This is a genomic window from Pararhodospirillum oryzae, assembly GCF_007992075.1.
Classification (GTDB): domain Bacteria; phylum Pseudomonadota; class Alphaproteobacteria; order Rhodospirillales; family Rhodospirillaceae; genus Pararhodospirillum; species Pararhodospirillum oryzae.
In genome coordinates this window covers 1-13,687 of the sequence record NZ_BJZO01000094.1, presented here as the reverse complement: position 1 = coordinate 13,687, position 13,687 = coordinate 1, and the positions used below count along the sequence as shown (strand labels likewise).

Genomic DNA, 13,687 nt, shown 5'->3' with positions numbered 1-13,687 from the left:
CGGGCGGGGCGGAGGGGTGCGTCCCGGGGGCGGGCGCGGCGCGATGATCGCCGGCCCCTCGCGGTCGGTCGGGGGCAAGGTGTCGAGCGGCAGCAATTGCGGTTCGCGCCGCACCACGCCGCGCGTCCGGGCCGGGGTGCTCGCGGGGACGGCGGCCCGGGCGGCCGGCTGGGGCGCCTGCTCAGGAGAGGACGGCGTTTTAAGCAGGCGGCGGCGCAGTCCCGCCACCGCGCCGGCCAGCGTGGTGCCCACCCGGGCGATCGAGCGCAAGGTGGCGGCGTAGTCGTGCCACGCAATGACGGCGGCCCACTGCAAGCCCAGGAGCGCCAGCGCGCCCAGGCCCATGGTGGTGGTGTCCAGCAGCACCGCCTGGCCTTCCTCCAGGCCGGCCAGGGCGAGGCCAATGGCCAGGCGTTCGCGCAGCAACAAGCCGGCGAACCCGCCCAGTCCGCCCCCGATCGACCAGTCGGCGGGGGCGGGCAGCCCCCCGAGAGCCAGGGCCAGGGCCAGGGTGCCCGCCAGCAGGACCAGGGTGCGCGACCATAGCGAGGGCACGGCGCGCCCGGTGAGCAGACGCATCCCCCACAAGGTGACAACCAGCAACGGCGCGGCCACGGCCAGCCCGCCCCCTTGCAGCAAGACATCGGCCAGGACAGCCCCGGGGAGGTTCAAGGCGTTGGCGATGGGGCCCGGGCTCGCGGTATTGAGCGAGGGGTCCGACGGCGAATAGGTGATCAGCGCGGCCGCCACGGCGGTGCAGGCCAGCACGATCAAGGCACCCAGCGTGCGCACCGAGGCCGCCTTCAGCGCGACAACGGCGGCTGGCGGCAGCAAGGTGACTCGGGCGGGAGACTTGGCCATGGGGGTTCCGAGCAGCGAAGGTCAGCCGGGAGCGGCGGCGATCAGGCGATCAAGGGCCTGTTCGATGGTCGCCTGGTTATGCACCAGGGCGAGGCGCAGGCGGTGGCGTCCGGGCGGATCGGCCTGGGCGGGGTCGGCGCTCATGGTCGCGCCGGGCAATACCTTGAGCCCATGATCGCGCCACAGGCGCACGGCGGCCGTTTCGCCATCCTCTTCCCACCCGGTGGTGTCCAGCCACAAGAAGAATCCCCCAGGCGGCCGGTAAAAGCCCATGCGGGTGCCCAGGCGGGCCTGCGCGGCGTCGATCTTGGCCTGGTACAAGGCGCGGTTCTCGGCGACGTGGCTGTCGTCGGCCCACAAGGCGGCGCTGGCTTCCTGGATGGGCACGGGCATGCCGGCCGCCCCGTAGGCGCGCAGGCGCGAGAAGGCCTCGACCAAGGCCGGATCCCCCGCCACGAACCCCGAGCGCAGGCCGGCGGCGCTGGAGCGTTTGGACAGGCTGTTGCACACCAACACGCCGTCCAGGCTGCCGCCTAGATCGCGGCAGGCCTCCAGCACGCCCGGCGGCGGCGCGCGGTCGTAGATCTCGGAATAGCATTCGTCGGCCACGAGCACGATGTCGTGGGCCCGGGCCAGCCGCACCAGCCGGCGCCAGCCGTCGGCGTCGATCAGCGTGCCTTGCGGATTCGCGGGCGAGCAGGCAATCAGCACCGAGGCCCGGGCCAGCACCGCCTCGGGCAGGGAGCCGAAGTCGGGTTGAAAGTTCGTCTCGGCCCGGGCCGGCACCGCCACCGGCACGGCGCCGTTCATCAAGGTGGCGCCCAGGTAGGGCAGGTACGAGGGGTCGGGCATCAACACCAGCGGGGGCGCCCCGGTGGCCGTGGCGTCGATCAGCACCTGGCCCAGCATGAACAGGGCCTCGCGGGTGCCACTGGCCGGAATCACCGCCTGGGGGGGAATCATGCGGTGGGGCAGGGCGTAGCGGCGCGCCAGCCAGTCAGCGACGGCTTCCTTCCAGGCCGGGGTGCCGGCCACGGGCGGATAGGCGTTCCAGCGCGCGCTGGGATCGCTCAGGAAGCGGGCGATCTGGGGCGGGGGGGCGTGGCGGGGCTCCCCGATCGACAGGTCGATGGGCGGGGCCCCCGGGTTCACGCCGTCCAGCAGGGCGGCCAGGCGACGGAAGGGATAGGGGGGCAGCGCGCCAAGCCGGGGGTTGATCATGACACGGGATCTCCTGGAACGGTCCTCGCGAACAGCGGGTGCGCGGACCATAAAGACGACTCCCCCAAAAGGGCAAGGGCGCGGGAGGGGGAGCCCCGGGCGCTCTTGGAGAAACAGGGGCGGCGGAGTACGCGGGAAGGACGGGCGCGCCCGGGGATCCTGGTTCAGTCCTCGGCGTGGCGCATGGCGTTGACGAAATCCGCGAGGCCCACCCGGCGCTGCCGGCGCAGGCGTTCGGCGCGCAAGATGGCGCGCACGTCGGCAATCGAGCGTTCCAGGTCGTCGTTGACCAGGATGTAGTCGTATTCGGGATAATGGCTGATTTCGTCCAGCGCCTTGGCCATGCGCTTGGCCACCACTTCGTCGCTGTCCTGGGCGCGGGTTTTCAAGCGCCGTTCCAGTTCGCCCACGCTGGGCGGCAGGATGAACACGCTCACCAGATCGGCGCGCGCGTTTTCGGCCACCTGCTGGGTGCCCTGCCAATCGATGTCGAACAGCACGTCGCGCCCGCCGGCCAGGGCCTGCTCCACCGGGGCGCGGGGCGTGCCATAGAAATTGTCGAACACACGGGCGTGCTCAAGCAGGCCGTTGGTGCGCACCAGCTCGTGGTACGCCTCGGGGGTGATGAAGTGGTAATGCTCCCCGTCGCGCTCGCCCGGTCGCGGCGGGCGGGTGGTGACGCTCACCGACATCTCAAGGCCGTCCTCGGCCTCCAGCAAGGCGCGCGCGATGGTGGATTTCCCCGCCCCCGAGGGCGAGGACAACACCAGCATCAGGCCCCGGCGCGGAATGGCGGCGCCAGGGGGAAGGGCGGAGGCGGCGGGGCGGCTCATCGGGTTTTCCGTCATTCAATGTTGAGAATCTGTTCGCGGAACTGGTCGATGACCACCTTCAGGTCCAGGCCGATCCGGGTCAGGGCCGGGTCCTGGGCCTTGGAGCACAAGGTGTTGGCCTCGCGGTTGAACTCCTGCGACAGGAATTCCAGCCGCCGGCCCACCGGCCCCCCCTTGTCCAGCAAGGCGCGGGCGCTGGCCAGATGGGCGTCGAGGCGGTCCAGTTCCTCGCGCACGTCGGTCTTGATGGCGAGCAGGGCCAGTTCCTGGGCCAGCCGGTCGTCGAACGCGCGGTCGGGGCCGGCCCGCTCCGACAGAGCGTCGAGCAGGTCGCTCACCTGGCGGCGCAGGCGCTCGCGCTGGGACTCGGGGCGCAGGGCCTCGGTTTCGCGGGCGGCCCTGATCAGGGTTTCAATCTGGTCCAGGTGGGCGCGCAAGGCGTGGGCCAGGCGGGTGCCTTCCTCGGCGCGGGCGGCGGTGAAGGCATCCAGGGCTTCGGCCAGGGTGGTCAGGTGCGCCGCCTCGCGGGCCGCGCGCCGGGCGGGGTCTTCCTCGGCTTCGGCCACGGGTTCCAGCACGCCGCGCAGGGCCAGCAGGCCATCGAGGCGCGGCGGCTCCACGCCCGGGGCGTCGAGCGAAGCGGCGAGGTCGAGGAGCTGGCGCAGCAAGGGTTCGTTCAGGCGCCAGGCGGGGGCCTGGCCGTCGGTTTCCACGTTCAAGGTGGCCGACACCGAGCCCCGCGTGGCCCGTTCCCCGATCAGGCGGCGGGCCGGCTGATCCAGCGAATCCGTGCCCGGAGGCAGGCGCAAGCGCACGTCCAGGCCCTTGCCATTGACCGCGCGGATTTCCCACGTCCACGCCCATCGGTCGAAGCGGCCCTGGGCGCGGGCGAATCCGGTCATGCTGAGCAAGGACATGGGGCCAGCTCCTGGCGGCGGGAAAAAAAGGAAGACGGGCGGCACCCGCCCAAGGGACGGGTTCGTTTATACCCTTTCGGGCCAAGGGCGCAACCGCGGGGGGGAAGGTCAGTCCGGGGGAGTGTCGCGGTGCAAGAAGCCACCGCGCGGGAGCCGGAAACCGATTTGGATGTGCCTCAGGCGGAGGGGGGGCTTTTTTTTTGGCAGAAGTGCCGCGTATTTTGAGTGCGCTTTGGGCAAAAGTGCCGTATCCTTCCTTCAAGGTCAGGGAAGGGCGGAGGAGATGAACTCAAGCCAGTTCGAGCGGTGGTTAAAAAAACAAGGGATCCAGGTCAGCCCGCAAAACAAGACCGGGCACAAGGATCTCTACAACCCCGCGAACAACACCCGCTCCACCCTTCCGACTCATGGCGGCGCCAAGCAGCTCAAGACGGGAACAATGGAAGCCATCAAGAAGGCCCTGAGGCTCCAATGAGCCTCGGAATTCTATCCCAGAATTCCACCAACGTATGGCTGTTCAGAAATGTAACTATATGGGAAAATGGAAAGGGATGTCACCTGAGGTTATTTCGTATAGCTCTTTAATCAGTCACGCTCATGATATCGTATTATTATAGTATAATGAATATTTTACATGTAATGGATTTCTCCGATGTGCCCTTGGATATCGAAAATTAAGGAAAACTCTAAATGTACACCTATCCCATCCACCTGGAGCCAGCCGAGGAAGGCGGGTTCGTTGTCACGCTGCCGGATTTGCCCGGCTGCATTACCGAGGGTGATTCCCACGAGGAAGCCGTGCACAACGCCGTCGGCGCGGCCCGGGCCTTGTTGGCCGCCCTGGTCCGGGACCGGGAGGATATTCCCTTGCCCTCGCCTGCCAACGGGCGGCCGGTGGCCCGCCTGCCGGCGCTGGACACCCTCAAGCTGCGCTTGTACCTGGAAATGCGGGCTCAGGACGTTTCCCAAAGCGACCTGGCCCGGCGCCTGGGCAAAACGCCCAAGGATGTCTGGCGGCTTCTTGATCTGACCCACGCAAGCAGGATGGACCAGATCGAAGCCGCCTTTGGGGCCCTGGGACTTGTCGTCACCACCGATGTCCGGAAGGCCGCCTGACAGGCTCCCGGTGCCGCCTTGCCTTCCAAAAAAGGGGAGCGGAGCCGGGAGCCGCTTTCTTAGTTCTGCGTGGTCACGGTGCCGGCGCCGTGGCCGAACAGGCGGCGCAGGCCGTTGTGCAGGTTATCGACGAACAGGAAGATCACCGGCACCACCAGCAAGCTGAGGAACGTCGAGGTGACAACGCCCCCGATGACGACAATGGCCATGGGCTGGCGGAAGCTGGGGTCGGCGCCGAGGCCGAGCGCGATGGGCATCATGCCGGCCCCCATGGCCAGCGTGGTCATGACAATGGGCCGCGCGCGCTTGTGGCAGGCGTCCATCAGGGCGTCGAGGCGCGCAAGGCCGCGTTCGCGCCGGGCCATGATCGCGTATTCCACCAGCAAGATGGAGTTCTTGGTCACGATGCCCATCAGCATCAGCAAGCCGATGACCGAGGGCATGGAAAACATTTCGCCGGTGAGCAGCAAGGCGAGGATGGCACCGCCCACGGCCAGGGGCAGCGCGGCCAGGATGGTGAACGGCTGCAAGAAGTCGTGGAACAACAAGACCAGCACGGCGTAAATGCAGAAAATGCCCACCCCGATGGCCATGCCGAAGCTGGAGAACAGCTCGCCCATGCGCTGCAACTCGCCTTGCTCGACCAGATGGACCGAGGGCGGCAGCGAGGCCAGCGAAGGCAGGGCGCGGGCCTCGCGCATCACGTCGCCCAGGGCGCGGCCGTTCAGTTCCACCGACAAGGTGACATTGCGCGCCCGGTCCAGGCGGTCGATCTGCGAGGGGCCCGAGCCAAAGCCGATGTCGGCCACCGAGGCCAGGGCCACGGTGCCCTGGGCCCCGGTCACCCGGATCTGGCCCAGGGCGTCCAGGTCGGTGCGCACCTTGGGGTCCAGGCGCACGCGAATGGCGATCTGGCGCTGGGGCAAGTTGAGCTTGGGCAGCGACGAGGAATAATCGCCATAGGTGGCCATGCGCACCGCCGTGGCCAGGTCGGTGGCGGTTACCCCCAGGGCGGCGGCGCGGGCGACATCGGGGCGGATCTGGATTTCGGGGCGCTGCAAGGCCGCGCCCGAGGTCACGGCGCCAATGCCGGGCAAGGTGCGCAAGTCGGCCTCGACCGCGGCGGCCGCCTGATCCAGGGCCACGGGGTCGTCGCTGGTCAGGGTGATGGGCAGCTTTTCGCCGTCGCCGCCCCGCCCCACCTGGATCCGGGCCCCGGGCAGGGCCTTCAGGGCCCGGCGCATGGTGGCCTCGACCTCGGACTGGGGCCGGTCGCGCTGGTCGCGGGGCACCAGCTGGACCAGCAAGGTGGCGCTGCGCGGATCCGCCGAGGTGGAAATGGGCGACATGTTGCCGCCGCTGGTCGCGGTGCCGACCTTGGCGATCACATGCTCGATTTCCGGCATGGCCAAAATCAGGCTTTGCGCCTGGCGGGTCAGGGCCAGGGTGTCGTCCAGGGTGCTGCCGGGGGCCAGGGTGATCGAAACCTGGCTTTGGCCATCGTCGCGGGCCGGGAAGAACCCGGTGGGCACCGCCGGAATCAGGGCGAGCGAGGCCACGAAAAAGGCGAGCGCGGCGGCCAGGGTGCGCCGGGGGTGGGTCAGGCAGGCCCGCGCCAGCACCATGTAGCGCTGCATCAGCCAGCCGTCGGCGTGGGGCTGGGGGCTGGGGCGCATGAAGGTCGCGGCCAGCATGGGGGTGAGCAGGCGCGCGACCAGCAGCGAGGCCAGGATGGCCACCGAGGCGGTGACTCCGAACTGGAAAAACACCTTGCCCGGAATGCCGCCCATGAAGGCGGTGGGCAGGAACACGGCAACCAGGGTCAAGGTGGTGGCGACCACCGCGAGGCCGATTTCGGTGGCGGCCTCCATGGCGCTTTCGCGAGGCGTGCGGCCGCGCTCCATGTGGCGCGCGATGTTCTCGATTTCCACGATCGCGTCGTCCACCAGCACGCCAACCACCAGGGCCAGGGCCAGCAGCGAAATGGTGTTGAGCGAAAACCCGGCCATGGCCATGACCGCGAAGGCCGGCAGGATCGACAGCGGCAAGGCGACGGCCGATAAAAGGGTGGCACGGGCATCGCGCAGGAACCACCACACGACCAGAACCGTGAGAACGGCGCCTTCCAGCAGCAGGTGCAACGATCCCCGGTAATTCTCCAAGATCGGCTCGACCGTGGTGTGGGCCAGGGTAATCTCGACCTCGGGGTGGGCGGCGGCGAAGGCGGCCACGGCCGTTTCCACGTCGCGGGCCACGCTGACATCGGAAAAGCCCTTGGCGCGGGTCACCTGGGCGATGATCGCGGGCTGGCCATCCAGGAACGCGGCCGAGGAGCGATCGGCGAAGGTGTCGCTGACCCGCGCCACCTGATCCAAGCGCAGCCGCCGGCCGCCCTCCAGCGGGATGCTGAGCGCGGCGATTTCCGACACCGAGCCCACGGCGCCCAGGGTGCGCAGGGACTGGCGCATGCCCCCCACCTCGCCCAGGCCGCCCGAGTTGTCGTCTTGCACCGCCTTGAGCGCCGTTGAAACGGCCGCCGGCGTCACCCCCAGGCCCGCCATCTTCGCGGGATCCAGGTCAATGTGCACCTCGCGGTCGATGCCGCCCGAGCGCGTGGTCTCGGCCACGCCCTTGACCGCCAGCACGGCGCGGGAAAAATCGTTGTCGATGAACCACGACAGGTCTTGCTCGTCCATGTGGCTGGAGCGCACCGCGTAGGTCAGGATCGGCATCGATTCCTTGGTCACGCGCGCGACCGTGGGCGGGTTCATTTCCTGGGGCAGGTCGGCGCGGGCGTCGTCCACGGCCGAGCGCACCTCGTCGAGCGCCACCTGGGTGTCCTTCTCGATGTCGAAGGACACGGTCATGTTCACGGCGCCGTCGGTGATGGTGGTGGCGATGTGGTCCAGGCGGTCGAGCGAGACCAGCTGATCCTCGATCTTGCGCGCGACCTCGGTTTCCAGCTGCTGCGGTGCCGCGCCTTCCAGCGAGGCGGCAATGGTGATGGTGGGCAAGTCGAGGTCGGGAAAGCGCTGGATGCCCAGGGCATTGAAGCCAAACACCCCGGCCATCGACAGCAGGGCGAACAGCAGGATCGACGGCACCGGGGTGCGGATCGACCACGTGGCGAGGTTGGCGCGGGAGGGCGTCAGGGGGGAAGGCGCGGTCATGAGCCGGCCTCCGGCGTGGGCGTGGGGGCCGGCACCACGGTGACGTGCGCGTTATCCGACAGGAAGGCGCCGCCAGCGGCCACGATCCGGTCGTCCATGCTCACGCCATCGAGGATTTCCACCCGGTTTTCCTGGCGCCGCCCGGTGGTCACGGGATGGCGGCTCACCCGGTTGTCGGGGCCCACGGTGAAGGCATAGGCGCGGCCATCGCGCAGAACCACGGCCGATTGCGGCACGGTGCGGGCCGGGGTCGAGCCCAGGTCGATGGTGCCGCTGGCATAGCCGCCGGCATGGGCGCCACTGTCGGCGGGCAGGGGCACGTAGACCAGGGCGCGGCTGGTGTCGCGGTTCAAGGTGGGCGCGATCAGGCGCACCCGGGCGTTCACCACCCGCCCGCTGGGCAGGGTCAGGGTCACGCGCTGACCCGGGGCCACCTCGGGCAGGGCGGCGGCGTCGATCTCGGCTTGCCATTCCACCCGGCCCTGGCGCAGCAGCCGGAACAGTTCGGTGCCGGCCGACACCACGGCGCCCAGGTTGGCCGAGCGGTCGGTGATGATCCCCTCGTCCACCGCCTTGATGCTGGTTCGCGCCAGCGTGAGGCGGGCGTTTTCCAAGCTGGCCTCGGCCGAGTCCAGGTCGGCCTGGGCGGTTTGCTCGGCGATCAGGTAGTCCGTGACCTGCTGCTGCGACAAGGCGCCGGAGCCGCGCACGGCGCGGGCGCGCCGCGCGTTGGCCTGGGCCTGGGCCAGCGAGGCCCGGGCGCGCGCCACCTCGGCTTCCTGCTTGTGCACCTCGGCGAGCGGGGTGTCGCGCGACAGGCGGGCCAGTTCCTGGCCCTTGCTCACCACGGCGCCCACGTCCACCAGCACGTCGGTGATGCGCAGCCCGCCCGCCTCGGCGCTGATCACCGCCTCCTGCCAGGGGGCCAGCGCGCCGGTGGCCTCCACCTGCCGGGGCCACTCCCGCCATTCGGGAGAGATCACGGACACGCTGAGCACGCTTTGGTTCGCGCCGCGCGGGCCGGGCCCGGGCGCGGAAGGGGCGTTCGAGGGGCGCAGGAAAACAAAAGCCAGACCGGCCACGATCAACACGGCGGCGGCGATCACGGCAAGACGCAAGGATCGGCTCAACGGGTCCCTCCCGGGGTGGTGGTGGCCGGGGCGCGGGCCGGGGCGTCGGGGGTCCAGCCGCCGCCCAGGGCCTTGTAGAGCGCGATTCCGTATTGGATCTGGTCGCGCTCCACGGTGATCAGGGTAATCTCGGCGCCCAGGGCGTTGCGCCGGGCCTCCTCGCGGTCCAGCAGGCTGGCCCCGCCCGCCTGCCAGTTGCGGTTGGTGGCCTCGAAATAACGGCGGTAGCCATCGGCGGCGGCGCGGGCGTCGTCGGTGCGCCGCGCGGCGCCATCCAGGCGCACCAGGGCCTGTTCCACCTCCTTCACGGCGGTGCGCAGGCCATTTTCGTAGCGGGCCTGCTTGGCGTCGAAGGTGGCGCGCGCGCTGTCCACGGCGGCCGCGCGCTTGCCCGCGTCGAACAAGGGGAGCGTGAGCGCCGGCCCGAAGCCCCACGACAAGGCCATGCTCTGCAACGAGCTGCCCGTCTTGGCGACGGTGCCGGTCAGGGACAGGCTGGGCAGGCGATCGGCCTGGGCGGCGCCGATTTCGGCGCTGGCGGCCGCCAGCTCCCGCTCCAGCGAGGCCAGGTCGGGGCGCTGGGTCAGGGCCTGGGCGGGCACGGCCGCCACCTGGAACCCGGCCGGATCGGGCAGGCGGTCGGGGCCTTGGGCCAGTTGGGTGCGCAAGGCGGGATCGTCCAGGCCGGTGAGCGCGCTCAGGGCCTTGACCAGCACGTCGCACTCGGCGTTTTGCTGGGTCAAGGTGGCGGTGGCGCTGGCCGCGCTGGCCTGGGCGAGGGCGCCATCGGCCGGCGTGGTGAACCCGGCCGCCACCGAGGTGGCCAGGGCCTGCGCCGTCTGGCGCTGCGAGCCGGCCTCGTCGGCGTAGGCCTGGGCCAGCAGGCGGCAGGCGCGGTATTGGATGTAGGTGTCGGCGACCTCGGCCGCGAGCGAGACCCGGGCGTCGTGCCAGTCGTCGATGCGTGCTTGCAGCCGCGCGCCGGCGGCCTCGGTGGTGCGCCGCACCTTGCCGAACAGGTCAATCTCCCACGACGCATCCAGGCTGCCCGACAGGGTATTGCCAATCGTCGCCATCCCCATGCTTTCCTGGCGCGTGCGCTTGAAGGAGGCATCGGTGGTGATCTGGGGGAAGAAGGCGGATTCGTCGCTGCCCAGCGTGGCCCGGGCGCTCGCGATGTTGGCCCAGGCCTCGGCCAGCGAGGGACTGTCGGCCTCGGCTTTTTCCAGAAGACGCGTGAGCACCGGATCGTTGAACCGTGTCCACCAGTTGATCAGGGCCCCGGTGCGCCCGCTTTGGGGCAAGGGGGCCGACCACTGCGTGGGCAGGGCCGCCTTGGGGGGCTCGTAGTCGGGCCCCAGGGCGCACGCGCCCAGCCCGGCCAGCAAGACCACGGGCGCGAGGAGGGCACGCAAGGGGAACAAGGGGCCCGCCACGGCCGCCATGGGCCCAAGGTGGTTGAAAGGGGTCTTCTGGCTGGTCCGGCTCACCCGTCATGCTCCCGCGTGGCTGTCGGCGCTTGATCATAGGGGATTGAATGTCAGGTTGGGTAAAAGAATGTAAAGTTACGTAAAAACAACCGATGGGATCCTCTGGGTTCCCATTCGGGCGTTGACAGGAACAGGCCGTCCCACACAATTCGGTCATGCTCAATGTTCTGCTTGTCGACGATGATGTTGAACTGACCACGATGCTCTCGGAGTATCTGGGGCAGGAAGGATTTGTCGTTCAAGCGGTTCATACCGGCGAGGATGGCGTGGCCGAGGCCCTGAGCGGAACCCACGCCATTGTCGTGCTCGATGTCATGCTGCCCCGCCTCAATGGCATCGAAACCTTGCGCCGGATTCGCAAGGAAAGCCGCATCCCCATTTTGATGCTGACCGCGCGCGGCGATCCCATCGACCGCATTGTCGGCCTGGACCTGGGGGCCGACGACTACGTGCCCAAGCCCTGCACCCCGGGCGAGCTGGTCGCGCGGCTGCGCGCCATCTTGCGCCGCACCGACGGCGCCGGCGCGGCCGAGGGCGCGGGGGGCGGAGCCTTGCGGGTGGGCGCGCTGCATCTGTGGCCGGGCAGCCGGCGCGCCGAATGGCGGGGCCGGGCCCTGGACCTGACCGGGGCCGAGTTCAACATCCTGGAAGTGCTGGCGCGCCACGCGGGCCGGGTGGTGTCCAAGGCGGACTTGTCGAAGCGGGCGCTGGGCCGACCCTTGAGCCCCTATGACCGGCGCATCGACGTGCACATCAGCGCGATTCGCCAGAAACTGGGGGGCGCCGACGACGGGCACGCCCTGATCCAGACCGTGCGCGGGGCCGGCTACCAGCTGTCGAGCGAATAGCATGGGGCGCCTGTTCTGGAAGCTGTTCTTGTGCTTCTGGCTGGGGATGGTGCTGTCGTTCGTGGTGGGCGCGGCGTGGGTGCGGCTGGCGGCCGACGCCGATGCCGGCCGGCGCGAGGCGGGACGCGAGGCCGCCTTGATGCTGGCGACCGCCGAAACCTTGCTGGAGCACGGCGACCTGCCGGCCCTGGTGCCGGCACTCGCCGCCTGGAACGCCCGCCCGCACGGGCCGCGCCTGGGCGTGCTGGCCGGTGACGACTCGCGGCTGGTGGCGGGGGTGGCGACGCCCGAGGGGCAGGGCACGCGCCGCGCGGTCCCGGGCGCCCGGGGGACGCGCTATGTCCTGGCCACCGACGTGGCGGCCGTGGAGGGCGACGAACGCCCGCCGTCGGTGGGGATTCCCGTCACCTCGGGCGCGGCGGTGGCGTTTTTGCTCAGCTACGTTCTGGCCTGGTACCTGTCGCACCCCTTGCAAACCGTGCGCTGGGCCCTGCACGAGGTCGCGCGCGGCCGCTTCGCGACGCGCATCGGGCCGCGCATGGGCGGGCGACGCGACGAAATCGTCGATCTCGCCCACGACTTCGACCGCATGGCCGGGCAGTTGCAAGGCATCATCGAGGGCCGCCAGCGCTTCTTGCACGACATCTCGCACGAACTGCGCTCGCCGCTCACCCGCCTGCAAGCGGCGCTGGGGCTGCTGCGCCAGGATCCGGGCCGGCTGGAGGCCATGAGCGCCCGCCTGGAACGCGAGGCCGAGCGCATGGATACCCTGGTCGAGGACCTGCTGACCCTGGCCCGCCTGGAGGAAGGCGACTCGGGCCCGGGGCGTGAACGCGTGGACCTGATCGACCTGCTGGCCGCGATCGTCGACGACGCCGCCTTCGAGGCCGAGGCGATGGGCCGCGCGGTGGTGCTGGAAGCCCCGGGGCGGTTCGTGAGCACGGTCAACGGCACCATGATCTGCCGGGCGTTCGAAAACGTGATTCGCAACGCGGTCCGCTTCACGCCCCTGGGAACCACGGTGCGGGTGCGGGCGTGGTGCCCGGCCGGCGGCGGCTGGCTGCACGTGGACGTGGAGGACGAGGGCCCCGGCGTGCCCCCCGACCAGATGGACCGCATCTTCGAGCCGTTCGTGCGCCTGGAGGGCGATCGCCCCCATCCCGGCGGCGGCCTGGGCCTCGCCATCGCCCGGCGCGCCATCGAGTCGCATGGCGGTCGCATCCACGCCGAACCGGGCCCCTCGGGCGGCCTGCGCGTGCGCCTGTCGCTGCCGGCGGGGTGAGGGCGTGGACCGCCTTCGTGGTGGTGGCGTATCCTGGCTCCCTGCCTGATTTGGAGCGCCGAGCCGGGGCCGACGGCATGCGCGAGGGCATGCGCCAGGGCCTCGTTCGAAGAATCCAAGAGGACGGACCCGTGGGCGGAGGGGGGGCCTCCGCCGGCGTTCCTTGTGGAGCATCGCATGGACAGTGATCTGGACGAAATGGACCGCGAACGCCTGGTCGAGGAAGTCAAACGGCTTCGAGCCGGCATCCGCGCGCATCGTGACAGTTCCGGCCATGACCTGTGCTGGTTTCACCCGCAGCTTTGGGGATTGCTTCCCGAGCCGATGGCGCCTGAAGTGGCCGTTCCTCCGTGGCCCCGGTTCATGCGCGGTTGCATTGCCTATCGGGCATCGCTCGACCGGGAGCTTGCGAACGCGCCCGTGCACGACAAGGAGTTTGGCGAATGAAAAGGCGCTCCGCTCCCCCGGGGCCGCAGGGGCAAATGAGCTTGACACCCTGTCCGAATTTTCGGGGCCACCTCTTGCCGACACAGTCAAACAAGTTTGATGAGCGCGGAAAGATCAATCGTTGCTTGGCTTCTGAGCTGGCTGAGCCAGTGCATTGCGTTGCGAAAAATATTGCGCCGGCGTGCTGCCCAGAGCCTTTTTGAACATCGTGATGAACGCGTTGACCGACTCGTAACCCAGTTCGGCGGCGACGTTCTGCACCGTCTCTCCACTGGCCAATTCGCGCAGCGCGACGACAAGGTGGAGTTGTTGCCGCCAGCGTCCGAACGTCAGCCCTGTCTCGCGGATAATACCAACGGTCGGAACTGATGA

13 protein-coding genes are annotated in these 13,687 nt (G+C 69.6%); 5 read left to right on the top strand and 8 right to left on the bottom strand.

From position 1 onward, the window contains the following. The 4 genes from ROR02_RS14020 to ROR02_RS14005 all read right to left on the bottom strand — a co-directional run. On the bottom strand, positions 1-861 hold an 861-nt coding region (locus ROR02_RS14020), incomplete at its 3' end, for a DNA translocase FtsK 4TM domain-containing protein (RefSeq protein ID WP_174823033.1). A gap of 21 nt (positions 862-882) precedes the next feature. Next, complete coding sequence (locus tag ROR02_RS14015) at positions 883-2,082, bottom strand: aminotransferase class I/II-fold pyridoxal phosphate-dependent enzyme (RefSeq protein ID WP_147164667.1); 1,200 nt, start codon at positions 2,080-2,082, stop codon at positions 883-885. A 164-nt stretch (positions 2,083-2,246) separates the two neighbouring features. Continuing rightward, the gene (gene gmk, locus ROR02_RS14010) at positions 2,247-2,915 is read right to left on the bottom strand and encodes a guanylate kinase (RefSeq protein ID WP_147164666.1); all 669 of its coding nucleotides are present in this window, start codon (positions 2,913-2,915) and stop codon (positions 2,247-2,249) included. A gap of 11 nt (positions 2,916-2,926) precedes the next feature. Continuing rightward, entirely contained in the window at positions 2,927-3,832 is a 906-nt protein-coding gene (locus ROR02_RS14005; RefSeq protein ID WP_147164665.1) for a YicC/YloC family endoribonuclease, read from the bottom strand. A gap of 283 nt (positions 3,833-4,115) precedes the next feature. Here ROR02_RS14005 and ROR02_RS14000 point away from each other — a divergent pair, with 283 nt between their 5' ends. Then, a complete protein-coding gene (locus ROR02_RS14000; RefSeq protein ID WP_147164664.1) occupies positions 4,116-4,307 on the top strand; it encodes a type II toxin-antitoxin system HicA family toxin in 192 nt (63 codons plus the stop codon). A gap of 215 nt (positions 4,308-4,522) precedes the next feature. After that, positions 4,523-4,948: a type II toxin-antitoxin system HicB family antitoxin gene (locus ROR02_RS13995; protein WP_147164663.1), complete on the top strand. Its 426-nt coding sequence runs from the start codon at positions 4,523-4,525 to the stop codon at positions 4,946-4,948. Positions 4,949-5,007: 59 nt separating this feature from the next. On the opposite strand, the gene ROR02_RS13990 is transcribed toward ROR02_RS13995, so the two are convergent. Genes ROR02_RS13990 through ROR02_RS13980 form a run of 3 tightly spaced genes read right to left on the bottom strand, consistent with a single transcriptional unit; the run spans position 5,008 to position 10,738 of the window. After that, entirely contained in the window at positions 5,008-8,118 is a 3,111-nt protein-coding gene (locus tag ROR02_RS13990) for an efflux RND transporter permease subunit (RefSeq protein WP_147164662.1), read from the bottom strand. Next, positions 8,115-9,248, bottom strand: a complete 1,134-nt coding sequence (locus ROR02_RS13985; RefSeq protein ID WP_218032824.1) for an efflux RND transporter periplasmic adaptor subunit — start codon at positions 9,246-9,248, stop codon at positions 8,115-8,117. Before ROR02_RS13985 ends, ROR02_RS13990 begins: the two co-directional genes overlap by 4 nt. Continuing rightward, positions 9,245-10,738 (bottom strand): efflux transporter outer membrane subunit, encoded by a 1,494-nt coding sequence (locus ROR02_RS13980; RefSeq protein WP_246135558.1) that lies wholly within the window; start codon positions 10,736-10,738, stop codon positions 9,245-9,247. The genes ROR02_RS13985 and ROR02_RS13980 overlap by 4 nt, the downstream gene beginning before the upstream one ends. Positions 10,739-10,893: 155 nt before the next feature. Between ROR02_RS13980 and ROR02_RS13975 the strand changes: the two genes are divergently transcribed. From ROR02_RS13975 to ROR02_RS13965, 3 genes are all read left to right on the top strand, one after another. Continuing rightward, the gene (locus ROR02_RS13975; RefSeq protein WP_147164661.1) at positions 10,894-11,586 is read left to right on the top strand and encodes a response regulator transcription factor; all 693 of its coding nucleotides are present in this window, start codon (positions 10,894-10,896) and stop codon (positions 11,584-11,586) included. 1 nt (position 11,587) lies between these two features. Further along, the gene (locus ROR02_RS13970; protein WP_147164660.1) at positions 11,588-12,868 is read left to right on the top strand and encodes a HAMP domain-containing sensor histidine kinase; all 1,281 of its coding nucleotides are present in this window, start codon (positions 11,588-11,590) and stop codon (positions 12,866-12,868) included. 177 nt (positions 12,869-13,045) lie between these two features. Then, the gene (locus tag ROR02_RS13965; protein WP_147164659.1) at positions 13,046-13,315 is read left to right on the top strand and encodes a hypothetical protein; all 270 of its coding nucleotides are present in this window, start codon (positions 13,046-13,048) and stop codon (positions 13,313-13,315) included. Positions 13,316-13,429: 114 nt separating this feature from the next. On the opposite strand, the gene ROR02_RS13960 is transcribed toward ROR02_RS13965, so the two are convergent. Further along, on the bottom strand, positions 13,430-13,687 hold a 258-nt coding region (locus ROR02_RS13960; RefSeq protein WP_147164658.1), incomplete at its 5' end, for a helix-turn-helix domain-containing protein.